The sequence below is a fragment of the Pseudoalteromonas sp. MMG013 genome (genome assembly GCF_018100885.1).
Classification (GTDB): Bacteria; Pseudomonadota; Gammaproteobacteria; order Enterobacterales; family Alteromonadaceae; genus Pseudoalteromonas; species Pseudoalteromonas aurantia.
This window is the reverse complement of sequence record NZ_JAGJEE010000036.1, coordinates 1-25,910: the sequence shown is the minus strand read 5'-3', so window position 1 is coordinate 25,910 and position 25,910 is coordinate 1. Positions and strand designations below refer to the sequence as shown.

At 39.7% G+C, this 25,910-nt stretch carries 19 protein-coding genes; 16 read left to right on the top strand and 3 right to left on the bottom strand.

The features are described from left to right. The first annotated feature begins 52 nt into the window (after window positions 1-52). From J8L98_RS21175 to J8L98_RS21160, 4 genes are all read left to right on the top strand, one after another. Window positions 53-1,174: a serine hydrolase domain-containing protein gene (locus J8L98_RS21175; RefSeq protein ID WP_210998086.1), complete on the top strand. Its 1,122-nt coding sequence runs from the start codon at window positions 53-55 to the stop codon at window positions 1,172-1,174. A gap of 16 nt (window positions 1,175-1,190) precedes the next feature. Beyond that, on the top strand, window positions 1,191-1,634 hold the full coding sequence (locus tag J8L98_RS21170; RefSeq protein WP_192507666.1) for a GNAT family N-acetyltransferase: 444 nt from the start codon (window positions 1,191-1,193) through the stop codon (window positions 1,632-1,634). A gap of 249 nt (window positions 1,635-1,883) precedes the next feature. Further along, window positions 1,884-2,387, top strand: a complete 504-nt coding sequence (def, locus tag J8L98_RS21165) for a peptide deformylase (RefSeq protein ID WP_192507665.1) — start codon at window positions 1,884-1,886, stop codon at window positions 2,385-2,387. Between the two features lie 420 nt (window positions 2,388-2,807). After that, complete coding sequence (locus J8L98_RS21160; protein WP_210998085.1) at window positions 2,808-4,052, top strand: MFS transporter; 1,245 nt, start codon at window positions 2,808-2,810, stop codon at window positions 4,050-4,052. A gap of 613 nt (window positions 4,053-4,665) precedes the next feature. On the opposite strand, the gene J8L98_RS21155 is transcribed toward J8L98_RS21160, so the two are convergent. Then, on the bottom strand, window positions 4,666-5,883 hold the full coding sequence (locus J8L98_RS21155) for a DUF418 domain-containing protein (RefSeq protein WP_210998084.1): 1,218 nt from the start codon (window positions 5,881-5,883) through the stop codon (window positions 4,666-4,668). A 232-nt stretch (window positions 5,884-6,115) separates the two neighbouring features. Here J8L98_RS21155 and imuA point away from each other — a divergent pair, with 232 nt between their 5' ends. The 9 genes from imuA (at window position 6,116) to J8L98_RS21110 (ending at window position 19,865) form a co-directional block, all read left to right on the top strand. Continuing rightward, window positions 6,116-6,796, top strand: coding sequence for a translesion DNA synthesis-associated protein ImuA (gene imuA, locus J8L98_RS21150; RefSeq protein ID WP_210998083.1), 681 nt, complete (start codon window positions 6,116-6,118; stop codon window positions 6,794-6,796). Continuing rightward, entirely contained in the window at window positions 6,793-8,196 is a 1,404-nt protein-coding gene (locus J8L98_RS21145; protein WP_210998082.1) for a DNA polymerase Y family protein, read from the top strand. The genes imuA and J8L98_RS21145 overlap by 4 nt, the downstream gene beginning before the upstream one ends. Further along, window positions 8,196-11,258 carry an error-prone DNA polymerase gene (locus J8L98_RS21140; RefSeq protein ID WP_210998081.1) on the top strand — a complete coding sequence of 1,021 codons (3,063 nt, stop codon included), beginning with the start codon at window positions 8,196-8,198 and terminating at the stop codon, window positions 11,256-11,258. The genes J8L98_RS21145 and J8L98_RS21140 overlap by 1 nt, the downstream gene beginning before the upstream one ends. Before the next feature lie 111 nt (window positions 11,259-11,369). Beyond that, complete coding sequence (locus J8L98_RS21135; protein WP_210998080.1) at window positions 11,370-12,686, top strand: class I SAM-dependent methyltransferase; 1,317 nt, start codon at window positions 11,370-11,372, stop codon at window positions 12,684-12,686. Between the two features lie 276 nt (window positions 12,687-12,962). After that, window positions 12,963-14,231: a M24 family metallopeptidase gene (locus J8L98_RS21130; RefSeq protein ID WP_247682655.1), complete on the top strand. Its 1,269-nt coding sequence runs from the start codon at window positions 12,963-12,965 to the stop codon at window positions 14,229-14,231. Window positions 14,232-14,348: 117 nt separating this feature from the next. Beyond that, window positions 14,349-14,789 (top strand): carboxymuconolactone decarboxylase family protein, encoded by a 441-nt coding sequence (locus J8L98_RS21125; RefSeq protein WP_210998078.1) that lies wholly within the window; start codon window positions 14,349-14,351, stop codon window positions 14,787-14,789. Window positions 14,790-14,802: 13 nt separating this feature from the next. Next, complete coding sequence (locus J8L98_RS21120) at window positions 14,803-15,594, top strand: helix-turn-helix domain-containing protein (RefSeq protein WP_210998077.1); 792 nt, start codon at window positions 14,803-14,805, stop codon at window positions 15,592-15,594. Between the two features lie 333 nt (window positions 15,595-15,927). Further along, complete coding sequence (locus tag J8L98_RS21115) at window positions 15,928-16,653, top strand: hypothetical protein (RefSeq protein WP_210998076.1); 726 nt, start codon at window positions 15,928-15,930, stop codon at window positions 16,651-16,653. A gap of 374 nt (window positions 16,654-17,027) precedes the next feature. Next, window positions 17,028-19,865 (top strand): TonB-dependent receptor, encoded by a 2,838-nt coding sequence (locus J8L98_RS21110; RefSeq protein ID WP_210998075.1) that lies wholly within the window; start codon window positions 17,028-17,030, stop codon window positions 19,863-19,865. Window positions 19,866-20,024: 159 nt separating this feature from the next. Here the strand turns inward: J8L98_RS21110 and J8L98_RS21105 are convergent, their stop codons facing one another. Continuing rightward, complete coding sequence (locus J8L98_RS21105; protein ID WP_192507653.1) at window positions 20,025-20,216, bottom strand: hypothetical protein; 192 nt, start codon at window positions 20,214-20,216, stop codon at window positions 20,025-20,027. Window positions 20,217-20,760: 544 nt separating this feature from the next. On the opposite strand from J8L98_RS21105, the gene J8L98_RS21100 reads away from it, so the two are divergent. Next, on the top strand, window positions 20,761-21,177 hold the full coding sequence (locus J8L98_RS21100; RefSeq protein ID WP_192507652.1) for a globin family protein: 417 nt from the start codon (window positions 20,761-20,763) through the stop codon (window positions 21,175-21,177). A gap of 83 nt (window positions 21,178-21,260) precedes the next feature. On the opposite strand, the gene J8L98_RS21095 is transcribed toward J8L98_RS21100, so the two are convergent. Next, window positions 21,261-22,478 (bottom strand): glycoside hydrolase family 18 protein, encoded by a 1,218-nt coding sequence (locus J8L98_RS21095; protein WP_210998074.1) that lies wholly within the window; start codon window positions 22,476-22,478, stop codon window positions 21,261-21,263. 627 nt (window positions 22,479-23,105) lie between these two features. Between J8L98_RS21095 and J8L98_RS25115 the strand changes: the two genes are divergently transcribed. Continuing rightward, window positions 23,106-25,025, top strand: a complete 1,920-nt coding sequence (locus J8L98_RS25115) for a S8 family serine peptidase (protein WP_210998073.1) — start codon at window positions 23,106-23,108, stop codon at window positions 25,023-25,025. Between the two features lie 380 nt (window positions 25,026-25,405). Beyond that, a partial coding sequence (locus J8L98_RS21085) for a GNAT family N-acetyltransferase (RefSeq protein WP_210998072.1) occupies window positions 25,406-25,910 on the top strand: 505 nt, incomplete at its 3' end.

The window sequence follows — 25,910 nt, the reverse complement described above, 5'->3', positions numbered from 1 at the left end:
TTTCGCAAAGTATTATTTGAGGTATTTATTGGATGAGAGGTAGTAGAAATTAATGAATTGGCTGTATAGCTTTGCAATTACGGTGCTTTTTTGTGCAGAATCACTTGCGATATCGGCAGATCAAACATTACATCGCTTAAATCGAGATATTGCAGCGTCTACTTTTTCAGGCGTTGTGTATGCAGTCAATGGTGATGAGATTGTTTTTAACGCGTCTTATGGTTTGGCAAATACAGAGACAAAAACGGCATTTAATGCACAAACTGTACTTGATATCGGGTCTATCACAAAGCAGTTTACCGTGGCTGCTGTACTGAAGCTCGCAGAGCAAAACAAGTTGTCACTTAAAGATTCTCTTGCTAAGTATTTCGTAAATATTCCTATCGAGATGCAGACAATCACATTACATCAATTAATGACGCATTCTGCTGGCTTTGCCTATAGTGCGGGGCCTGTGTATGAGTTAATTAATAAGCACGATTTTAGAAAACGCGTATTTAATACCCCATTGTTATTTAAGCCTGGTTCGCAATATGCTCACTCGAATGTGGGGTTTGGGTTGTTAACGCAAGTAATAGAGAAGGTAAGTGGGCAGGGGTATGAGCAATTTATTCACAGTAATATATTATTGCCTGCGGGCCTTAAAGAGACAGGTTATAGGTTAATTAGCCGTGAAGAAACCGATTTAGCCATTCATTATGAAAATAAGCCTAATGTCTTTGAGCAAATATTTTCAATGACGCCTAAGCGTGATGCCATAGGACATTCATTAGTACATTTTTATGAAAGTTTAGGGCAAAGGTGGAATATAGAAGGCTCTACGGGGTACTTATCGACAGTACAAGATATGTCTGCTTGGTATCAGGCGATACGAGATAAAAAGGTACTCACTAAACAGTCTTGGGATCTGATATTCACGGAACACGTTGGGAATGGCTCTGTGACTAATACACAGCATGGCTATGGCTGGTCCATGGGGGAAACAAAGGAGGGCCGGAGTTATTTTTATCATCAGGGAAGGTACCGAGGCGCTTTATCAATAATAAACTATTACCCTGATATTGACCTATTTGTTTTTATTATGACGAACTGTCGAGATGATTACCCATATGAAATGATTGAAAAACTGACGTATACAATACAGAAAAAAACGTTACAGTTATCTACATTATAAAAATAGAGGACGTATTATGACTATTTCACTTCGACCGATTGATATTCATAATTATGAAGCAGTATGTGATTTAGATGTTGCTGATACACAGCAAAATTATGTTGCATGCAATATGTGGTCATTAGTTGAGGCACAATTTAATCAAGGATATACAACACGTGCTATTTACCGTAATGAAGAGGTTGTTGGTTTTTTTATGTGGGTAGCACAAACAGGGCATAGTGTGTCGATATGGCGATTTATGATTGACCTCAAATTTCAACAACAAGGCATTGGCAGGGAGGCGTTGTCTCTCGCATTAGAACAAATTAAATCATTGACAGATGTGAAGCAGATTGAAATCTGTTATATGCCAAGTAACCCAGTTGCAAAAGCGTTTTATAGCTCATTCGGATTTCAAGAGGTCGGTATGGATGATGAAGGAGAAGACATGTTAGCGGTGATTGAATTGTCTCAGTAATTTTGCACGAAGTGTTGTGGTGTTATTTTTTGTGCCCGAGAAGTGTATGTTTATTGTGGCGTTTTTAGTAGGGTAAATTGAGGTTTTTGCGTTTGGCAATATGCTCTTAAAGTGGCTTCACTTACCTTTTAACTTAAAAGTAAGTTAGAATGTGTCTACTAAATTTAAGCATTCAAAAAGCATATGCCGACGCTTAATGATAGGTTGGTCGCCTAAGCATGTGTTAGCAAGTAAAAATACTGAGGTAAAATGGCTGTTTTAGAGATCCTTAAAGCTCCTAACGAGAAGCTAAAAATTCCCGCAACGCCTGTCACAGATATCAGTTCTGTACAGCAACTCATTGATGACATGTTAGATACGATGTACGCAACAGATGATGGTATAGGCTTGGCGTCTACGCAAGTCGGTCGTAAAGAAGCCATTATTGTGATTGATATTTCCGAAGAAAGAGATGCGCCATTGATCTTGATTAATCCCGAAGTGGTTGATGGTGAAAATGTTGAAAAAGGTCAAGAAGGCTGTTTATCTGTGCCTGGTTACTACGCCGACGTAGAACGTTTTACTCAAGTTAAAGTGAGTGGATTAGACAGAGAAGGCAATGTTGTTAATATTGAGAATGATGATTTCTTAGCCATCGTTTTGCAACACGAAATTGATCACTTGAAAGGCAAGCTCTTTATTGATTATTTGTCTCCTTTAAAACAGAAAATGGCATTAAAAAAAGTAAAAAAAGCAGTGAGCCAAAGTGCTTAATACTGTAACTTAGATAGAGTGGCTCTTTGCGAGTCACGCTGTCTTGTTATTCTAGTGAAATAACGACCGTGCGATTACTTTGTTGTTGGCATTCATCATATCCCTTTTTTCTTTAGCCCGTATACTCAAAGCTTTCTTTAAGCTATTTCTCGTGCAATAAGCATGATATCAATACATCAGTTGTGATAGCGTTAATGTGATTCGCAGAGGTTGGTCATTGCTAGTAAATCCCAAAGGTATATCAATGAATGAGCTTACTAGGAGGTGTTTTTCCTAATATGAAAAATGCCAGCTGGTTGCTATAAGCGTATGACATAAGATTGAAAAAATCTCTAATTATTGTTGTTGAAATGACTTTACCTAAACTTATATTGAGGTTTTAAACTCTAACTAAATAATTCGAAAAATAAAGGAAATGCAGTGGAGCGAGGAAACGTATTATCTCAATTATTACGGTTTACACCCTTAGTGTGGGTGATGTTGTTGGGGAATTTCTTTGTGCGTGCCACCTATTACATGGTGTGGCCTTTTTTATCCGTATTGCTATACCAAAAATACAATTTGAGTGCCACAGAGGTTGGGCTATTGTTGAGTATATCAGCAGTGTTTTCAGTGTTATTAGGTTTTTATACCGGTAATCTAGCCGATCGCTATGGGCGTTTTAAGTTGCTTTATGCCTCAGTATTAGTTGGCATATTTTCATTTATAGCATTGGCATTTGTTGAGTCGCTATGGGCATTCTGTATGGCGGTATTTTTTGCAACTATGCCGCGCGCGTTATGGGATGCACCTAGTAAAGCATTATTGAGTGATGAGCTAAAGGAGGATGGAGATAGAGAGTTGGCACTGCATATGTTGTACTTTTTAGTGAATGTAGGTGCTGCAATCGGACCTCTTTATGGCTTGTGGGCGGGTTTAAATGGCGAGCAATTTAGTTTTATTTATACCGCTGTATCTTATATTGGTTTGTTGGTGGCATTATTGGCAATGCATCGTGGTCATTCTGTTTATAACGCAGGCGTTGCGACGACATTACCCAATTTCTCCAGCTGGCTAGGTATCCTTAAAAAGGATACGGTGTTTTTGTTAGTACTTGCTGCAAACCTGCTTATTTACTTTGTATTTGCACAAGGCGACTCTAGTCTTATTCAGTATTTGGCGAGGGCTGAAGTCTCTGAGCTAGCGACACTTGTTTCTATGCTGATAGTGGTTAATTCGTCTGTTATTGTGTTATGTCAATTCCCATTACTGCACCTGATGCGCCACTGGTCGATTCAAAAGAGGTTGTATTGTGGTGGAGGGATCCTTGCTTTATCGCAAGTGATGATGGCGCTTAACCCTGTTGATTATTTTAGTGGCTGGATTGTGTGCGTATTAGTATGGAGTTTAAGTGAAGCTGTTATGTTTTCAAATATTAATGTACATATTGATAGACTTGCACCAGAACACCTTAAATCGAGCTATTTTGGCGCAGCCGGTTTATGCTCTTTAGGATTCGCATTGGCACCATTGTTGGGGGGAATTTTGCTTGATATTGCCAGTGGACCGGTATTATTTATAGTGACGACGGCGATAAGTGTTGTGGCTTTGATGATATATCGCGTGGCAGAGCGTACTCCTCGAGACGAGACTTTATTAGGGGTAAGTAACCTCAGCTCTGGATAAGCGAATTTGCCCAATAAAGCTATTTTTCTCACTCTCAGCGTTGCTTTCATTTGTAATAGCCCGCTATTACTGCATAAAAGCGCCTTGATATTGAACAAAATATCCTCATTGGATTGGACGTAAGTTTGTTTTCAAAACATTTTCTATTCCAAAACCCTTATCCAGATCTGAGGTTAAGTAACCTCAGATCTGGATAAGCGAATTTGCCCAATAAAGCTATTTTCTCACTCTCAGCGTTGCTTTCATTTGTATTACTGCACAAAAGCGCCTTGATATTGAACAAAATATCATCATTGGACTGTACGTAAGTTTGTTTTAAAACATTTTCTATTCCAAAACCCTTATCCAAACCAGAGGTTAAGTAACCTCAGCTCTGGATAAGCGAATTTGCCCAATAAAGCTATTTTTCTCACTCTCAGCGTTGCTTTCATTTGTAATAGCCCGCTATTACTGCATAAAAGCGCCTTGATATTGAACAAAATATCATCATTGGATTGTACGTAAGTTTGTTTTTAAAACATTTTCTATTCCAAAACCCTTATCCAGAGCTGAGGTTAAGTAGTTAATTGGTGTATGGGCACGTACTACTTTTATAGAGCGTGCCTATCCTACTTCAAGAATGTATTTGTGTTACGTTTTCTTTTACCTTTCTAAAAGGGACCCACTCTAAATATGACCCACATCTCCATAGCCATTCACATGGTCCATATTGGAAGTAATGCAACCAAATTGCGCTTATGCCAATTTGTACCATAAACACCACAGACGCAATGATAAAACAAAGCATGGGGCTAAGCGTTTGATATAGTGATGCACCTAAGCTGGTAAAAAGTAACAAGCCAATAAAACTTTGTAATAAATAGTTACTCAGTGCTGTACGACCGACATAGGAAAAGGGCATAAGGAATTTTTGCGCAATATGTTTGTGCCATAGCCATGCTATGCCCCATAGGTAGCATATGCCCAATGTAACATCACTTAAAAACATCATTTTGAACCACAGTGGGCGTAATAGTTCATTGCGATATAATTGGGTCTCAGGCAACAGCCAAAGAAAGATAACTTTATATATCAAGCCTATGATAGCAATGAAAATAGCCATATTTTTATAATGAAGCGTCCACTCCTTACTTGCGAAAGTTAATCTTGCTTTGCCAGCAGCGATACCTAACAAAAACATTGAAAGGGCAATGGGCCCTAAGTAAAAAAGTAGCATAGGTAAGTTAGCCACATACTCATGCCAGTGCAAAGTGATAATTTGCAAATAATTACCGTGACGCAAAGTATCGATAATTCCCTGTTCAGTATATGCCAATAATTGTTTGTCTAGTTGCACCGGAAGTGCTTGGAGTACTACATGGGTGAGTTGATCATAAAAGGGGAAAAGCAACAATACGCCACTGATACACACTAAGACTTTGCATGAAGCATGAATGAACACTAAACACAGTAAACCCAGGATGGCATACAGATGTACGACATCACCAGACCACAGAAAACTAATATGCGCTAAACCAAACATAAATAATATGCTCATTCGGCGAGTAAAAAAAGCAATGTAAGGTTGTTTAAGTTGTCGTTTCTTTTGCATTTGAGAGGCAATACCAAAGCCAAACAGAAATGAAAAAATGGGGAAGAATTTATTGTAGAAAAACAATTGTAATAGTCGGTTTAGGGTGTCACTGAGCGGGTCTTGAAATTGTACTGAGAACGCATCTTGATTGATAAATAAACAATGCATAATTGTTATATTAACAAAGAAAATACCAAAAATTGCAAACCCCCTAAAAATATCGAGTAGTGGCAGCCTAGGGACTTGTTGAAGAGTCATACTGTTGATTCTTATTGTTATTATTTACTTAAACATGATGCCATTTTGTACTTTTAATTACCACATTTATAGCACGTAAATACAGTGCTTATTTTTATGATGTAATTGCACATAATAAAGCAATGAGTCGCCGAAAGTAGTGTGGTGTATAGGTTGGTTTAAGGGAATAGATCTTGCGGATCTGCTAATAATAATTATACTGTGTTTATATACAGTATTTTGGTGGTTGCTTATGAATGACCTTATTGATTTATTACAGCGTCAGCAATTGGTATGGCATGGAGACGAACAAATTGGCAATATTGAACGTGTTAGCTCTGGGAACGATGACCTTGATGCAGCCTTACAAGGGGGGTTGCCCAAATATGGTGTTGTTGATATTCAAGCGCAGCAAGGCATTGGAGAGTTGCGTTTATTATTGCCATATCTAGTGCAACAGAAAAAGTTGACTATTTTTATTAACCCTCCGGGATATATAAATGGCCATGGGTTGTTTCACTTAGGCTTTGAGACGGCTTTGTTATTGAGTTTATCAGTTGATAATGAGATTGATGCACTATGGGCAGCTGAGCAGTGCTTGAAAAGTGCAGAATGTAGTAGTGTGTTACTTTGGCAAAATAGACTCGCGATACATCATATAAAACGTTTACAGCTAGCAGCTGAACGAGGGCAAGCATTACTATTTTTAATGCGCAGTGCAGAGGGGGTTAACCTGTCTTTGCCTGTGTCTTTATGTTTAAAATTACAAGCTCATGAGCGTGGCCTTGCTATTACTATAAAAAAGCAAAAAGGTAGATGGGATAAAACACACTTTATACTCGATATTTCCAGTTATTGGCCTGCGTTATATCGACCGACAATAGAGAGGAAAGTCGTTTCGTTGGCACAGCATCGCCACAGGTTAATAACATGACTTTGTGGGTATATTTACACTTTAATAGTTTGCAATTAGATAGTTTGTTTTGTGAACAAACGCATCAACCTATCATTATTGTGGAGGGGAAAGACAATAGAGTTGTACAAGCGTGTGCCAAGGCACAAACAGCGGGTATCACCATGGGGCAAGGCCTTGGGGCTGCGGCATCATTGTGTCAGAATTTACAGGTACAGCCCTATAATAAAGAGCTTGAACAAGAAAAATTAAAAGAAATTGCCCATAGCTTATATACGCTGACGAGTGATATCTGCTTTTTTGCGGATGCAGGTTTATTACTGAGGGTTAGTAATATGTTGAGCCTGTATCAGGGGCTGCACGCTTACTGGCAATCTATAAGTACTTTATTAAACCGTTTGGGATTTAATTATTGTTATGCCTGTGGCTATTCACCTTTAGCTGCTAGGTTGTTGGCAAGAAACGGCATGAATAAAATCACGGATGATCATGCACTACTCTTACGTGCAGTGAGAGCTCATGCGTTACATGAAAGTGACTTACCGCATAACATGAGCGAGCAACTAACTCGAGTAGGAGTACACACCTTAGATGCGCTTTTATCTATTCCAATGGTGCAATTAGCAAAGCGTTTTGACGCCGAGTTGGTGCATTATGTGGGTCGTTTACTTGGACATTTTAAGCATCCTGTGAATTTTTATCAGCCGCCCGAGCGCTTTTCGCGTGAGTTAGAATTGCTTTTCGAACTAGAGAATATAAGTTGGTTAAGTAAGCCGCTTAATAAATTATTACTCCAGCTGGAAGATTTTTTATCGAGCCGTAATAAGATTGCGTATCAAATTAATATCACATTACAGCAAAGAGACTGTGAGGCGTTAGTGGTAACCGTACAGTCCAAAGAGGGAGAATATAAAGCGACGAAGTGGTTAGCACTGAGTGAGCTTGCGATGTCAAATGTTCAGCTTGATGCCCCTATACAGGGGCTAAGTTTACAGGCTAAGCGTATTACAGCTTATGAAAATACCAATGGTGATTTATTTTCAAAACAGCAAAAAGGAGGCTCACGCACTGCCTTGCTTTCTATATTGCAAGCTAAGTTAGGCGAACATGCGATACATACAATGCAAGTGCATGCTGATCACCGGCCGGAGAAAGCAAATAGTTCGGTTGCTCTGGGTGCTGAGACACCTGATTTGATACGTGATGCGAGTTTTATACGGCCAACAATTATGCTGCCCTTTCCTGAGATCTTATCTGAAAAAGTAATTATACAGCAAGGACCTGAACGTATTTCAACGGGGTGGTGGGATGCACAACCTATTATTCGAGATTATTTTATAGCGAGAGATCCTAGTGGGCGATGGTTATGGGTATTTAGAGATCCAACGCAGCAATGGTTTGTGCATGGCGTGTTTCACTAATGCGGTACGCTGAATTATTTTGTCAGAGTAACTTTTCATTTTTGCAAGGTGCTTCACATCCTGAAGAGTTGGTAAAACAAGCTGACTTTTTGAAGTATGACGCCCTTGCTATTTGTGATGAGTGCTCAGTTGCTGGTGTCGTACGAGCCCATACAGCAGTAAAGAAATATGGGTTAGGTGTTAAACTGATCATTGGTAGCTTATTACGTTATCAAGACTTAGAGCTGGTGGTTATTTGCCCAAATCGTACAGCATACGCAGAATTATGCCGAGTCATCAGCAATGCGCGTAAGCGCAGCAAAAAAGGGCAATATGAATTGGCTTTATGGGATGTGATGTCAATAAAGCATGGGTTTATTTTATGGCTACCGAGTTTATCTGAGCGGGACAATTATTGGGCATCGTGGTTACAACAATATCATGCTAACCGTTTATGGATTGGCGTACAGCGACACTTACAAAATAATGATGCGGCTTACTTAGCACATTGTGAGTCACTCAGTGCACAGTTTTCATTGCCGATAAGTGCATGCGGTGGGGTGCTCATGCATAGCGCTACTCGACAGCGCTTACAACATGTTCTTCATGCGATTAGATTGGGTACCTCGGTTGAAAAAGTCGGTAGTACTTTGTTATGTAACGCTGAGCGCTCTTTAAGAAGCATTAATAAGTTAAGTAAATTGTTTAAAAAAGCATGGGTGGACAATTCGGTTGTGATAGCAAAGCGCTGTGAGTTTAATTTAGATTCGTTGCGTTATGAATATCCAAGTGAGTTAGTACCTCGCTCTCACACTGCAATGAGTTATTTACGTGCATTAGTTGAACAAGGAAAACAGAGGCGCTTCCCCAATGGGGTACCCGATCATATTATAGGGATTATACATAAAGAATTAGCGTTAATAGAGGAGCTTGATTACGCGTATTTTTTTTTGACGATACACGATGTGGTGATGTTTGCTAAACAACAAGGCATTTTATATCAAGGACGCGGTTCAGCGGCTAATTCGGTTGTATGCTATTGCTTAGAAATTACTTCAGTGGATCCTCAGCAGATTTCGGTATTATTTGAACGTTTTATTAGTAAAGAGCGCAATGAACCGCCGGATATTGATGTTGACTTTGAACATCAACGCCGAGAAGAGGTGATCCAATATATTTATAAAAAATATGGCCGAGAACGAGCTGCTTTAGCTGCGACAGTCGTGAGCTATCGGTTTAAAAGTGCGGTGCGGGATGTGGGTAAAGCGCTGGGTATTGATGCCACTCAACTTGAGTATTTTATAAAGAATATAAATCGTCGTGACAAATCACAACACTGGCAGGCACAAATTGTTGAACTTGGGCTCGCCCCTCACTCTTTTTTGGGGCAACTATTCATTGAGCTTGTGGATGAAATTATGGGATTTCCAAGGCATTTATCGCAGCATGTAGGTGGCTTTGTAATTTCTGCTGGACCTTTGTATGAATTGGTGCCCGTCGAAAATGCCAGTATGACAGAGCGTAGTGTTATTCAATGGGATAAAGACGATTTAGAAAGTTTGGCGTTACTTAAAGTAGATATACTTGCTTTGGGCATGTTGACCGCGATTCGAAAAGCATTTCAAAAAATAGAATTACATTTAGGCCATCGTTGGCAAATAGCCGATATAACACGTTTGCAAGAGGATGCGCAGGTATATGGCATGTTACAAAATGCAGATACGGTAGGCGTCTTTCAAATTGAATCGCGTGCACAAATGAGCATGCTGCCGCGTTTAAAACCTGCTTGCTATTACGATTTAGTGATTCAAATTGCGATTGTACGTCCAGGCCCAATTCAAGGAGATATGGTACATCCATTTTTAAAATGTCGTAATGGTGAAGAAGAAATTAGTTACCCCTCGGAAGCCGTTAAAGATGTGTTGTCTCGTACTATGGGTGTACCGATATTTCAAGAGCAAGTGATTAAACTCGCAATGGTGGCTGCTGGCTTTAGTGGCGGAGAGGCGGACCAATTACGCCGAGCAATGGCTGCATGGAAAAAGTCAGGTGAATTAATGCAGTTTAAAAATAAGCTGATAAACGGTATGCAAGAGCGAGGGTATACTCAAGCATATGCAGAACAAATATTTTCGCAAATTTGTGGGTTTGGAGAGTATGGTTTTCCAGAAAGCCATTCAGCCTCTTTTGCGGTTTTGGCGTATGTATCGGCATGGCTAAAGTATTATTATCCCGCTTTTTTTTATTGTGCATTATTAAATAGTTTACCTATGGGTTTTTATAGTGCGTCACAGCTATGTCAAGATGCTGAGCGTCATAATGTAACAATATGGCCGGTGTGCGTGAATCAGTCGGATTATGATCATAAAGTATGTGAAACAGATAACGGTTTTGTCATTCGCTTAGGGCTTAGATTAATTAAAGGACTTAAAGCAAGCATTGCAAAAACGGTGGTGACTGAACGGCCTGAGCAAGGATATAAAACTGTGGAAGCACTATTTGAGGTGGTATGTGAACACCGTACGATGTCGCATTTGGCCTCAGCCAATGCATTACATACTTTTACCAATGGGCGATACAGTGCCCGATGGGCAATAATGGATAGAGAGTCAACCCTACCATTATTTAGAACGCCAGAATTAGTTGTGGAACAAATACAAAAGAAGAATATAGCTCCAGTAGGAGAAGCCGAAGAGATTGCCACGACGATTGAAGATTATAAATCAACAGGATTGAGTTTAAATAAGCACCCGATCACCCTATTAGACGAGGCAGGAAAGTTAACGCACTTTACGCGCGCGCAGCACCTTATGAACTTACAGCATAAATCTTGGGTAACGGTTGTCGGGGTTGTGACGGGAAAGCAATCACCGGGGACCGCAAAAGGAGTGACTTTTTTCACGTTAGAAGATGATACGGGAAATATTAATGTTGTTGTATGGTCAGGTACTGCAAGAGCACAAAAGCAAGCATATTTAAACGCAAAAATACTAGAAGTAAAAGGGATTATAGAAAAAGAAGAGAAAGTAATTCATGTGATAGCAGGGCGCTTGACTAACTTAAGCGACCTGCTAACAATGTAATGGTGGGCTCAATGACTAGAGTGTATGTGTGTAAGTTGCTGTAATAGCAATTATAGTTATTTTTGATGCATTATGTTGAGAAGGTATACAGAATTACTTGAAAGGATATGTATGGAACATGTGAGTGATAGTGAATATAAAAATGCGGTATTAGCATTACTGAATTCAGAGCCAGATGCGGGGTTAATGGCACCATATATTTCAGTGTTAGTTGAGTACCTTGCTACTACTACGGGGATCAGCGCACATTTTGATATGAATGAGTGGAATGATGCTACCACCGATCAAGGTGTCGCAATATCACCCGTACAGGCTGCGAAGTGCTTACAGGAAACGTTACGCAGTCAAAAATTTATGCAAGGGGTACATTCAGCAATAAAAGATAAAGCTGCTCAGAGTGATGAAACGATTCAAGTGCTTTATGCTGGGACTGGGCCATATGCAACATTATTATTGCCTTTACTATCGGTGTTAGAATACACACAGGTTAAGGCAACACTAATAGATATTCACCCAGAAAATGTAGCAGCGGTAAAAGCGTTGATCACGCATTTTGGTGTTGAAGATAACATTATTGACATAGTGTGCGCTGATGCGACTCAATGGCAAGCCTCAGAAAATAGGTCATTCGACATCATTATTTCAGAAACAATGACCGCATTATTAAAACGAGAGCCCCAAGTTTTTATTTTTGCACATTTATCTCAGTATTTAAAACCTTCAGGTGTACTTATACCAGAAGAAGTATCACTTAAGTCATGGCTAGTAGATGACATTAATCCGGATGTTTTATTGGGTGAGTTTTTTAAGTTAGATCTAGAGCATGCGCTAGATATTTATAAAGGTGATCGCAGTGCGTTTTCTGGTTCTCAACTTATTCCTGAGGGGTTTGAAACAGGATATCGATTTAAGTTAACTACAGATATTAAGGTATATGGAACACATTATTTAACTGAAAATGAGTGTAGTCTCAATATTCCGCTGACCTTTTTACCACACAAAGCGATACTTAAAGGAGGTGATAAAATTCACTATGACTATGTGACTCCCAATAGTGCCGATTTCGTATTCCGGTTTCCTTTAAAGGTAATACCCACATCAGAGCAAGAACTATCTAGTTGGGACGTTACAACAAGCAATGGCATAAAATTGGTCAAAAGAATATATGAACGCTCACAAACAGGGAAGCATGGCGGGGGACTTAGTGTGCCAGACAATGAGTGGCAGGCTCAATTGAGATTAGTAGAATTGCTGGATTTGCCATTACATAGTGTGATGCAAGCATTATTCGAATATGAATCGTTTCCATTATTTGAACAGTGGTTAATTGAGCACTATGAAGGGTTAGAAAACCCCGTTGCAGTTAATACAATGAATGACGCATTGATGGATTGCCTATTATCAAAAAGTGAGAATACACCAGTATAGAGCTTGTATTACTTAGCCTATGGTGACTGAATGAGTATGTGATCATAGGTTATTTATTCTTGCTTATAAATAGCCTATTTTTCACCTTCATACCACTTAACGCAATTCTTTCGTATTTTATTTCATGGCTGCTAGTGTAAGTTATACTAAATCATTTTAGGCACTTTAGTTATGCATCAAAATAATAAAAATCATACTCAGTTGTTGAGTGCTTTATTGTCATTCGCCTTTTTACTTTATAGCTTTTTAAGTCACGCTGAAACGGAATTGGCTGATATGATCTTGCCCATGAAAGCACGTGCACAATGGATTGATAATAATACTCAGGAACGGGTAAAAGCACTTTTACCTCAATTGATGAAAGACACAAATATTGATATGTGGGTATTAATCAGCAGGGAATATAATGAAGACCCCGTATTAAAAACCTTGCTCCCTGCCACGTGGTTATCAGCGAGAAGAACAACGGTTTTGCTTTTCGCACGCAACAAACATGGTCAAGTGGATGCATTGGCTATTGCACCATACAATGTGGGTGACGTGTTTCAAAGGGCTTGGAATAAGTCAGAACAACCCGATCAATGGAAAGCTTTGGCTGAGGTAATAGAAAAATATAAACCAAATAGCATCGCGCTGAATACCTCCGAGCATTGGGCACATGCTGATGGGCTGGTTGTCACTGATAAAGACCAGCTTGTTGCCCATTTACCAAAAGGCTATCAAAAGAAACTGGTATCAGCTGAACCGCTAGCTGTGGCTTGGTTGGAACAACGTACTAAAAATGAAATATTCCAGTATGGTCAGATTGTTAAAATTGCCCATGCAATCATTGAAGAAGGTTTTTCAAGTAAGGTAATAAAAGTCGGGGAAACAACGACAGATGACCTGACATGGTGGTACCGAGAAAGAGTACGAGAATTAAAGCTCACCACGTGGTTTCACCCAAGTGTGTCAATTCAAAGAGCTGGTGTGGAGGTCTTTGATCATGAGGCGAGCTTTACCAATGCCAATGGTGAAAATGTGATCCAACCGGGAGACCTATTACATTTAGATTTTGGTATAACATATTTGCGTTTAAATACAGACACACAGCAGCACGCTTACGTACTTAAAAAAGGAGAGTTGCAAGCACCAGATTATTTACAGAATGCGCTCGCCAAAGGTAATTTATTGCAAGATATTTTGACAGAGCAATTTGTGGTAGGGCGTACTGGTAATATGATTTTGAAGCGAGCTCGTGAGTTTGCTATAGCTCAAAAATTAAAGCCGACCATCTACACGCACCCAATTGGTTTTCATGGTCATGGTGCGGGCACGACAATAGGTATGTGGGATGCTCAGCAAGGGGTTGTTGGCGATGGTGATTATCCTTTACATCTCAATACGGCTTATTCGATAGAGCTTAACAACGCAGTCTATCTGCCACAATGGAACAAAGAGATCCGTATTATGTTGGAAGAAGATGCGATTTTTACCAGGGAGGGTGTGCAATACTTAAATGGACGACAAACACAATTGTTTTTGGTAGAAAGTGCTTCAAAATAACGACATGGAATGGGGCAAAAAAGGATGTTTCTATACATTTTATGTCATGTCGATTTTATTCAATACAGGATAATTAGGTACGCGTTACATTATGGTTTTAATCATAAGGAACGCCACATGATAGCAATTAACTATTATAAATTAGCACCCAATGCGGTTGAAATATTGTTAGAACAAGAGGCATATTTGAAAACCGCATTTGGCGATTCTAAATCTCTAAATTTGTTACTATGGGATTTAATCAAAATGCGTGTGTCACAAATTAATCAGTGCGCTCATTGTATTGATATGCATAGTAAGAGCGCTATATCTAATGGGGAGTCAATAGAGCGGTTATTTGCATTGAGTGCATGGCAAGCATCATCACTTTTCTCAGAAAAAGAGCAAGCCATATTGAAATGGGCAGAGTTAATCACTGCCAATCAGGATATCGACGGTATTGAATTGGTCAATTTACAGCGACATTTGGATAAACGCGCGATTTGTGATTTGACCTTCGCAATTAATGCAATTAATAGCTGGAATCGAATCGCCAGAGTGTTTAAACCCGAAATATAATGGGTAGAAAGTAATGAAAATGTTGCTGCAACAGAGGGATGGTTTCGATTTACGCATCTATTTCCCTCAAGGTAAGTTGACGAAATACGTGCAGGGTATTTGGGTTGCAAATTATGATAGCAACAACATATTGTTGCGGCACTTAAAAGCCAATGCATCTAATTCAATTGTGTATTGTTTATCAGGTAGTGTACTACTGGGGGATGAGAAGAGATCAGCAGGTGTGTACTTATGCCCAACGGCATCACAAGCGCAAAAAATCGCGTTTTATCCAAATACCCGGGTTGTGGGCATATGTTTTCAACCTGGAGGGATGGCGCAATTATCTCCACTGGCACAACCAAATGAAATTACCCCAGCGCAGAGCACTGAGTCTGAAAAACATGATACGTGGGATGCGTTATTACACCTTTCATGTTATAGCCAAAACCCGCAGGCGCTGCTCACTCTTTTGTATCGGAAGTTACTCCCGTTATGTGAGTTAGCGCAAGGGTTTGATCCCGTATTGATAAAAGCACTGTCTCGCTGTAAACAGCCGCTATTATTACAAAATGTTGTAAGAGAATTACCTATTGGTCAACGACAGCTTGCCCGATTGTTTAAACAATCGCTTGGGATCACGGCTAAACAATATCAACGTATTGCTAGGGTTAATGACACAATCGATTATTTAAAAAAGGCGCCAAAATGTAGTTTAACACAGTTGGCTTATGATTTTGGTTACTCAGATCAAGCGCATATGACACGTGAATTTAAATACTTTACTCACCATACTCCCAGTTATTATTGTCAGGAAATGGCGTAGGCCTTTTGTGAAAAAGACAATAACACCCGAAATATCATTAAGATATTACATGTCACTGTAATGCTCTGTAATTGCTGATACTGGTTAATACCACTAACCTATTTGCATTGAACTAAGAGTTGTTAATTATAAGTGAGTGATGAGAGTGAGAGTTCACAAAGGACATGTAAGCCATAAAATTCAAGAAAGTAAACAGCACTTGCTGTCTTACTTTGTTAGTGAGAAAGGGCACTTGGCTGTATGCAATAAAACGGTACACGATGTGAGAATACATTGCGCATGTTCATTGCCTCCACTCGTTATTTGCTTGCACAAAAGCATGGAGTACTTTTAATGGTTAACGTTACGCCGAGTACACTTGAATTAAACAAAGTTTTTGCAGGTGAAAATTTTACTCATGCATGTATATGCTCGCATACGCCACTAAAAAATTGGTTGTTAATAGATTTTGATATTCATCAATTCCCCTTTGCAAAAATCATGAGTCAGCAGATCCTCAAGTGCAATAATATTGATAAGTATCATGAGAGTATCATGGCACAAAGAGCACAATTTGGATTACCGCAAAAGTTATTCTCTCAGGATAATTTATTTTTTAGAGACATGATCATTACTCAAACTCAAGGAAGTGGCTTAATTGAATTATATCATCAGTTTATTAACAAGTTCTTAGCGTACAAGGTTGCTCATGAACTCAGTTTTGATGAACGTCCAGATATACGGGTTCATCTCCCCGGTACACTGCCTGTCAGCGAATTCCATGATGACTATTCTATAACTCATCACTTTGAACAAATTAATATGTGGTTGCCCTTAGTGGATACCGCGGGTACATCAACTTTGTGGTTAGAATCAGATTATGGGACAGGTCAAGTTACACCAATTGATGTTAAGTATGGACAAGTTTTACTTTTTGATGGAGGGATCCTAAAGCATGGGAGTCGCAAAAACGAGACTAACAATACACGGATCAGCTTAGAATCAAAATTGTCTTTATTAGGTGCGGGTTTACGTGCGGATGCCGTTCATTTACTCGATCGTTTCAGTTTTGTGCAATGACCTGATTTGTGGTTTTTTTGTGCACAGCAGCGTTGTTTGTGCACAGCACCCAGAGTAAGTTATTATTCTTCGGCGGCGAGTTAAGCAGTTAAGTTCCCCACTCGTATGTCATACACTCAGTTTTATCTATTACTGAATCTCTAAATCTAAAAACCCACTTTTGTCGTTGAGTATGGCTCGCTGATCATGTCGTTTTTTTACATAATATGTGTATTTAATGTGTGCTTAATGTGTACTCAGTGTTTATTTTGTGTTTTGTGAGTGTTTATTTTTTGTGTTTTATTTGTTTATAATGCGGTTGAAAAAGGTACGAGTGATGAAGTTTCACCCATCACTATCCAATAAAACAATAAAATAATATTCAGGGGAATAATGTGAAAGGACGAAATATAATCGCCATAAGTGTTAAAGTTGCCTTATTGGCATCCGCTGCATCATGTGGTGTAACGGTCGCTGCTGACAAGGGAGATACGATAAAACTCGACAGGATTGAAGTAACGGGTTCAAGAATTAAGCGTACTGAAATTGAAGGCCCTGCACCGATTCAAGTGCTGACTGCGGAAGATATTCAGAATAAAGGTTTTCCTAATATTTATGAAGCAATCCAGTCTTTAACGGCTGCAACGGGGACCATTCAAGGGCAAGGTATTACGAATTCATTCACACCAAATGCAGAAACGGTTAATTTACGTGGGCTAGGGCCAAATAGAACTTTAGTCTTGTTAAATGGTAGACGAGTTGCGAACTATCCACGTGCATTTAATAGTCAAAATAATGTGTTTAATTTATCAACAATACCGACGTCAGCAGTTGCTAGAATAGAAATTGTAACCGGAGGAAAGTCAGCGGTATATGGTTCTGATGCTATGGCGGGTGTTGTTAATATAATAACCAAAAAGAATGTTGAGCACACTACTGTAACAGCACTAGCAAGTACCACAGTTCAAGGCGGCGCAGACAATCGTAAGTTTACGATCACAGGTGGAGCGAGTACAGAATCATTTTCTTGGACATACTCAGTTGATTACTCAAAACAAGATATGCTACTCGGTAATGAAAGAGACTGGTTAGACTCTGTGGATGATGGACCGGCCACTGATACTCAACCACTATATTCACGAGTTAACTCACGAAGTGTTATGGCTTGGACGATTGCGGGCGGCTCTCAATATGTTCACCCTAATGAATTCATAAATGGTGCATGCGATCAATGGACTGAATATGATTTATCTTTACGTCCTGACCGAGGTTATTATTGCGGAAAGGATACAACAGGTGATAGCTCGTATATAAATGAGCGCGAAAATGTGTCGATTTATAACAATTTTCAGTGGGATCTTTCAGATGAGCACCAAGTTTTTGGTGATTTACTTTACTGGAACAGTGACTCAGCAAACCAAGGCGGTTTAGGTCCCAGCTGGCGTTCAGATAACTCCCCAATTGATAATTTAGCATACGGTCGTTTCTTTTTAGATGAGACAGCTGAAAACAGGCCTTTATATTTACAACGTACGTTTACGCCATCAGAAATTGGCGGTGACAACAAGGGGCATTTCGAAGATGACATGTATTTTGTTGCGGCGGGCATGAAAGGCATTGTACTTGAAGAGATAGCGTACGAAGTTGCATTCTCGCACAGTAAATCGAAAAACTCAGAGTCTGAAATATTGGTTGCAGCAGATAAAGCCAGAGACTACTTTTTAGGTGCAAGGCTAGATGCCAACGACCCGCTATATAGTCCTGACTGGCAGCGTTTTTGGCGTCCATTAGATCAAGCAGGGCGAGACGCTATTTTAGAGTCTAATGATTCCACAGCAGATGCAAGTGTTACAACATTAACGGCGAGTTTGTCTGGTGCAATCATGGAGTTATCAGCAGGAGATCTAGGATTTGCGGCCGTTGTTGAGTATGGTTCGGAAGATTATCGAATTTCAGCCCATCCACGAACATTAGATGAAAGCAAAGGATGGGGTAACGGTTTAACAGCTACAGAAGGCAGTGGTGAACGCGATAGGTATGGAGTCGCACTTGAATTTGAAGTGCCAATTATAGAGCAAGTGAAAGCCAATATTGCAGGCCGTTACGACTATTATGATGATAATACCGATGTAGATGGTGCATTTACCTATCAAATTGGAATTGAATATCGACCTACCGATGATTTGTTAGTGCGAGGAAGTTATGGCACATCATTTAGAGCGCCTGACATTCATCAAGTGAATGCGGGCCCATCTGGGTCTTATAGCGGTATAACGGATGATCATTTAGAGCTTTTATGTCAAGACTATATTTCGGCTGGCAGAACCAACGATGGTGCATTAACAGAGCAATGTGATCCAGATAGTGCTGGACGTTTGCGTGCATCACAAACCATTTTTATCGAACGTACGGGTAATACAAAGCTAAAAGAAGAAACTGGGTTTTCCGCTACGGTAGGGTTTGCATGGGAGGTAGCTGAAGGACTTGATTGGACATTTGATGCTTATCGAATTCGTATTGAAGATCAAGTGGAGTCATGGAATTTAACCGATTTTTTCAAAAATGAAGCTGCGTGTCGTCGAGGAACTGCCAATGTCACTGCTGAGCGTTGTGATGAAATAATAAGTCGTGTGGACCGTTTTCCAGGTACTAATCCAACCAACGGCTATAGTGTTGATAAAATACGAACGACATATGTCAATCAATCATTTAACGAACTAACAGGTATTGAAACGAACGTAATATATAAATATGACGCGGGTAGTTGGGGTGAATTTACTGCCAATATGCGTTACAACCATGTTTTAGAAGTGATCCGCCAAGAATTTCCAGGAGATCCCATAAATAAAGAGTATCGAGATGATTTTGATAACGATGACCTACGTTCAAAAGTAGATAACACTTTTACTTGGCATAAAAATGCATGGCGTGTTTCTCTACAACAAATTCGCTATGGTTCAACATGGAATGCAGAAGACCCAAATGGACAAGTTGAAAATAGAGCTGTGCTGGGAGGGCGATTAAAACCGTGGCTGATTTATAATGCTGGTGTGACATATGACATCAACGATGCACACTCATTGAGGTTTGGGGTTAATAATTTACGCGATACCAGAGCACGTAATGATGGCTCTTGGGATTCTGGGAGGCCGTGGTTTAATCGTGAAGTTTACCCGACCACAATTGCTGTGATGGGACGTTCATTCTCGTTGCAATATACCGGTCGCTTCTAATCTAGCTGTATATGATAGCAAACTTTATATACTTCAGTTTTATATCGGGTTTTATATAAATTTTGTTTTATCATTTTAAGTATATGGCTGTTTGCTGTCCTTGTTAGTGAGGATAGAAAACAGCCTTGATTTATATCAAAAGTTGTTTGTACTCGGCCATTAATAGTATTGATATGAGTCACAATGACATTGTGGATCCGCTGTTAGGTCATTGGCGGTGAGCGTGAGTTGCAACTGATTCTGATGATCGTAAACTGTGGCCGTTTTTAAAATCTCATCAATGCCTATGACTTCGACTGGGTGGTTATTATATTCAACCCATTCCCCATTTCTTAACTCTTTTAAGTTCATAATAACAACTTAACCTCAGCTCTGAATAAGCGAATTTGCCCAATATAGCTATTTTTCTCACTCTCGGCGTTGCTTTCATTTGTAATAGCCCGCTATTACTGCATAAAAGCGCCTTGATATTGAACAAAATATCATCATTGGATTGTACGTAAGTTTGTTTACAAAATATTTCCTATTCCAAAACCCTTATCCAAATCTGAGGTTAACTTAAATCTATTCTATGGTGACTAAAGTATAGTGATTGATTTGTTGTGTGGGGATGTTTTTTAATAGTAGAGGTCAAACGAACTTGCACAGGGCTGGAAAAGGCTGATAGCGGTTATCGTATGCGGTATATGTTGAAAAGAGATAACAGCTTTATGGATGCAACTTTATATTGTTGAAGCAATCACAACAACCCAATCACAGGTATACACAGAAACACTAGAATAGTCAGTGCAGAAGTATAAAACCAAGCATGGTATGAAATATAATTCGCGACAATAGCGCTTAACGACTAAATTAGAAGGTAATGTGCTAACTAACTGAATAATTAGGCAGGGCAATGACGATAACGAATAGGCAAAAGCAATTGGTGCAGCAGAGTTTTGCGCAGGTTGAACCCATTGCAGAGCAAGCTGCTGATATTTTTTATACCACCCTTTTCCAATATGATCCATCGTTAAAGCCTTTATTTAAAAATAGCTTGAAAAGCCAAGGCCAAAAGTTGATGGCAACCCTTAAGGTTGCGGTAAATGGTTTAGACGATTTAGATGCATTAATACCTATCTTGCATAAACTTGCTGATAGGCATGTTGCATATGGCGTGCACGCCAAGGATTTTACCCCAGTAGGTAATGCGCTCTTACATACACTTAAAGTTGGGTTGGGTAATAGTTGGACCCCAGAAGTACGTCAAGCGTGGGTTGATGTTTTCAGGATCATTGCCACCGTAATGAAAGCACATGCATTTCGAGAGTAAGCAGTGCATGTATGATTAATACAGTACCAGATAATGTGTGTTAGGGTACAGATTATCTGGTGCGAGCTCAAGCGAAGAAGGGGTTACTGTTGGCTTAACACGTAGTTTTTACATGCACCTAGGTCTTTATATCTGTGCGCATGCCCTAATGTCATCGGTTGTACGCTGTGTAGCGGGCCGCCCGTTACTTGCCAATTTTTCCCTGCAAAGCTTACGGTGTCACCTGTGTTATAAATAGCAGGATATGACTGCCAAGGATCAGCGCAAGGTTGGCATTTGGGAAGTTCTTTGGCAATCACATTTAGCAGCTTATATTGCTCATCTCTCGAGTCTTGATGTAACTCCCAAATAAACACCCCAGGATATCCATTTTCAGCAACGAATTGTGTTTTGGTGTGTATTAAGTTTGGGGTTTCCCAAAAGTATGCATCGTTATCTAAGATATATTGCCCACTGTTATAGTCTATACCGAGCCCTTTGACTAGGTTATCAACAATGTCACGAGATGTGTATCCCGATATAGGGCCATTTTTACCATCGATAAATGTTTTATTGTAAAATGGCAGACCTAGGCTGGTTTTACTTACATCATATTTAGTTATCATACTTTGACTGGCGATATTTGGGTTTACGAGCCCACTATGAATATCGTCCCATGATGCATGATGTTTAATGGGAGAGCCCCCCCAGCCTCCTGTATAGTCATAGGCCATAAAGCGAATGATATCAGCATATTTGTCTAAGTCGGGGTGAAAGTTGATGCCTGACCAACCACCGGCTTGTACGTCGACAGTTACCTCAATATGTTTAGGCAGTGCTGCGCGGAGATCTTTGACTAAATTTAGGAGCCTGTTACTTTCTTCAGGGTTAGGTTGGTTATAACTACTCCAATCTTCCCAGTCAACGTCTATACCGTCGAGATTATGTCGCTTGGCATATTCAACGAGATTAAACACAAGCTGGCTTCGAGCAGCTTCATCCATTGAAAGAAAGTCAACCCCAGCGCCGCCGACCGATATCATCACACCGGTATTATTGGCATGTGCATGACTCACAATATCATCGATGTATTGATCCGCTTCTTGAGTATCAATACTGCCATCAGACTGCGGGTAAGCAAATGCGACAATAATGTGAGTGAGTTGGTCGGTCGCCAAATCTTTAATATCCATATTACCACCGGCAGGGTGATCCCATGTTGCGTAAAACCCTTCAACACGAGGGCAAGACTGCTCTACTGATGCCATTACTGAAAGCGGGAGCACGCTGACTAAGCTGGCCATAACTGTTTTTTTAAACATTATATAATCCTTAATTCTACATGTTGTATATCGTTTAGCGACTTTGTTGTAGCACCAATATTAATTTTATGTAAAGTGAATAAAAATAATGTAAGGGGAAGCACACTTAATTGTTGTGAAAAATAATAATAAGTAATGATGTGATCTATGGGTAAGTGACTTATGTACTTGTATTAAAGAGTCAGAAATAGCCTAGTTTTGGGCACAATATATGTTTTATTTAGACAAAAATTAACATCACAAGGCAATATCTTAGTCGATGGAGGTTGAGTTTTAATTCATATAAAACAAATCTTTAGTTATTTTTTTTTGGTTTTATTTGTAATTGAGAGAGTAAGATGATCAGTCGACGTATATGTGATAGCGCGAAGCGTATTTTGGATCTGTTTTATGGATTGAGAGACAGCGGTTGTAATTATATATTCTTACATTGATGTGTCGTGTAAATATTATCAATTTCAAATAACGAAACTATTTGCTTTTAACCTGTTGTTTTAAATCTATTATTTAATTTTTATGTTGCTTTCGTTAACAATCTTTTACAATCCAGCTTCATTTATCTATGTTAATTTTTATGTTTTCTGATACATTTTTTAACGAAAATAATAACAAATGACAGGTTTAACCATGATCAAGCAACAAAAAAACAACAAAGTACTTTTCAGCGCAACTTTACTATCGCTTGCTGTTTCAGCGTCGTTACAGGCAGCACCAATGCTAGAAGAAGCAAATAAATCGCCTCTTCCAAAGCGTTATATCGTTAAATATAAATCAGGAACAACTTCAGCTGTAATGGGCAGCGAAGGTGAGATGTCACATCTCACTCAATCTAGAATGTTTAACCTAGGAATTAACAATGCACAATTCAAACCGAGTCTGAATGCCGTTGTAACACCATTAACCAGCGCACAGCTGCAAACACTACAAGAAGACAGCGATGTTGAATACGTTGAGGAAGATTTACCACGTCGTCTAATGTCTCAAGATATCCCTTATGGCATTAGTTTAGTTCAAGCTGATCAGGTTGATGATATGGTTGCATCGGCAGCCAGCGGCGGTAAAAAGATCTGTGTAATTGACTCTGGTCTAGATTTGCCACATGAAGATATGGGTTCTAACGGTGGAACTATATCAGGCACCAATGACAGAGGCACAGGAAACTGGTTTGAACATGGTGGCCCACATGGTACACACGTGGCTGGCACAATAGCGGCATTGAACAATGGTATTGGCGTTCGAGGTGTGATTGGCACAGATCCTTCAATGCATATTATTAAAGTATTTAATGCAAGTGGTTGGGGATATTCATCAGAGCTTGTTGACGCAGTTAACAAATGTCAATCGGCAGGTGCTGATGTTGTAAACATGAGCTTAGGTGGGGCAGGTTCAAGCACGACTGAACGTAATGGTATGCAAGCCGCTGCAGATGCAGGTATGTTATTAATTGCCGCAGCAGGAAATGACGGGGTGTTATCTAATCCAACGGATCTAGAAAGTTTCCCTGCATCATATGATTCAGTTATGTCAGTTGGTGGTGTAGATAAAAATAAAGATTTATACACCAGCTCACAAAAGAATAGCCAAGTAGAAATTGCAGCACCAGGCGTTGATGTGCAATCGACTTACCCAGAAGGTGATGGCTCTTCAGTATCTTTAACTGTAAATAGTATTTCGTACGATACCAATGCAATGGAAAACCAAGGTGTTGTTACTGCTTCTTTATATGATTTTGCAACTGGCGAAGCGACTGACAATGGTGCCAATGGTAAGGTGTGTTTAATTCAACGTGGTGCTATTTCGTTCCATGATAAAGTTAAGAATTGTGAAGACAGTGGCGGCGTAGGCGCGATTATATATAATAATGCAGCTGGGAGCTTCAGCGGCACTTTAGGTGATTCAAACCAAACAACGATTCCAAGTTTAACAGTGACTGATGTTGCTGGTGCAGCCATGCTAGCTGATGCAGGTACATCGGCGGCTATTAATATCAGCCCAGGTAATTACGGAAAAATGACCGGTACTTCAATGGCTTCTCCTCATGTTGCTGGTGTTGCTGCATTGGTATGGAGTCATCACCCAAGCTGTACCGCTGCACAAATTCGTACTGTGTTAACAGCAACAGCGGAAGACTTAGGTGCACCAGGAAGAGATGTGCAGTTTGGCCATGGTTTAGTTCAAGCAAAAGCAGCCGTTGATCACTTAAATGCAAATGGTTGTTCAGGTACACCAGGTGGTGACTTACCGGCAATTGATGAGACAACAAATAACATTAATGTTTCGCGCCGTAACTGGGTTCGTTATACGTTTGACTTAGCGGATGGTTATTCAAACTTTAACGTTGCAATGTCAGGCGGTACAGGTGATGCTGATTTGTATGTAACGTATGGCAAAGCATCTACTCGTTCGAAGTGGGATTGCCGACCTTATGCTGGTGGTAATGTTGAAAATTGCGCATTTACTAACCCGCAAGCAGGCACGTGGTATATCGATGTTTATGGTTATAGTACTGCGACAGGTGTTTCTGTGAATATCACAGCAACACCGTAATAAAATCTATTAGCTTAGAGTAGGGCCGCATAAGCGGCCTTTTTTATTTCTCTAAGAATAAGTAATATGCTGTAAAGATAGGCCAATTCGGCTTATGTCATTATAGGGGCTGTTGATCTTTCAGGTTCGTTTTTGCAGCAGTTTGATTGGCTTTTATACAAGGCAGAGGCTGCGTAGCATGATTATTCCATGTGAGTCAGCCGATAACATAGTAGAAAAGCCCATCAAGCGCTGCCTACCGGTTCTTTTGAGCGCCCTTTTCTCTTTGTTGCTTAATATCCGCTTAGATTACTAGGCTACACATTAAGCGCCGTGATAAAAGCACGCTCAAAGAGAACAAAAATAGAACAGCAAAGATCAACAGCCCCTAGGTTAATTAAATGAACATACTCAATGATAATGTCAGGCTTGAGCCGCTTAACCAATCTGATTGGGCGTTATTTTTAGAAATGAATCAATGTCAAAATGTAATGTACTATGTGTACGATTGTTTACCACTGGATGTACTTAGCGCTAACTTCAGTCGGCGTATAGCAAAAACATCATGCATGAGTGAAAGTTGGCATTTTAGTATTACAGATGCTGAAACAGATGAGAAAGTCGGCAATATTGGTATACAGCTCTTAGATAAAAATAGGCGTGTTGGCGAAGTTGGGTTTATGCTAAAGCTACAGGCTCAGGGCAAAGGGTACGCGAGCCATGCCCTGAAGTTGTTAGTTGAGTATGCTTTTGAGACACTTGCGATTCAAGAACTGATTGCAATTTGCGCCACAGATAACATCAGCTCGTATAAATTGCTTGAAAAAGTAGGGTTTACTCGTGTTCGAGTAGTGGCAAAGAACACCATGATTAAAGGTGTGTTAGTCGATGACTATGTATATTCAA

Coding starts and splice junctions, on each gene's coding strand:
- def (WP_192507665.1), top strand. CDS start 1,884: ATGGCTGTTTTAGAGATCCTTAAAGCTCCTAACGAGAAGCTAAAAATT.
- imuA (WP_210998083.1), top strand. CDS start 6,116: ATGAATGACCTTATTGATTTATTACAGCGTCAGCAATTGGTATGGCAT.
- J8L98_RS21175 (WP_210998086.1), top strand. CDS start 53: ATGAATTGGCTGTATAGCTTTGCAATTACGGTGCTTTTTTGTGCAGAA.
- J8L98_RS21155 (WP_210998084.1), bottom strand. CDS start 5,883: ATGACTCTTCAACAAGTCCCTAGGCTGCCACTACTCGATATTTTTAGG.
- J8L98_RS21145 (WP_210998082.1), top strand. CDS start 6,793: ATGACTTTGTGGGTATATTTACACTTTAATAGTTTGCAATTAGATAGT.
- J8L98_RS21100 (WP_192507652.1), top strand. CDS start 20,761: ATGACGATAACGAATAGGCAAAAGCAATTGGTGCAGCAGAGTTTTGCG.
- J8L98_RS21130 (WP_247682655.1), top strand. CDS start 12,963: ATGATCTTGCCCATGAAAGCACGTGCACAATGGATTGATAATAATACT.
- J8L98_RS21125 (WP_210998078.1), top strand. CDS start 14,349: ATGATAGCAATTAACTATTATAAATTAGCACCCAATGCGGTTGAAATA.
- J8L98_RS21140 (WP_210998081.1), top strand. CDS start 8,196: ATGCGGTACGCTGAATTATTTTGTCAGAGTAACTTTTCATTTTTGCAA.
- J8L98_RS21095 (WP_210998074.1), bottom strand. CDS start 22,478: ATGTTTAAAAAAACAGTTATGGCCAGCTTAGTCAGCGTGCTCCCGCTT.
- J8L98_RS21135 (WP_210998080.1), top strand. CDS start 11,370: ATGGAACATGTGAGTGATAGTGAATATAAAAATGCGGTATTAGCATTA.
- J8L98_RS21115 (WP_210998076.1), top strand. CDS start 15,928: ATGGTTAACGTTACGCCGAGTACACTTGAATTAAACAAAGTTTTTGCA.
- J8L98_RS25115 (WP_210998073.1), top strand. CDS start 23,106: ATGATCAAGCAACAAAAAAACAACAAAGTACTTTTCAGCGCAACTTTA.
- J8L98_RS21170 (WP_192507666.1), top strand. CDS start 1,191: ATGACTATTTCACTTCGACCGATTGATATTCATAATTATGAAGCAGTA.
- J8L98_RS21105 (WP_192507653.1), bottom strand. CDS start 20,216: ATGAACTTAAAAGAGTTAAGAAATGGGGAATGGGTTGAATATAATAAC.
- J8L98_RS21120 (WP_210998077.1), top strand. CDS start 14,803: ATGAAAATGTTGCTGCAACAGAGGGATGGTTTCGATTTACGCATCTAT.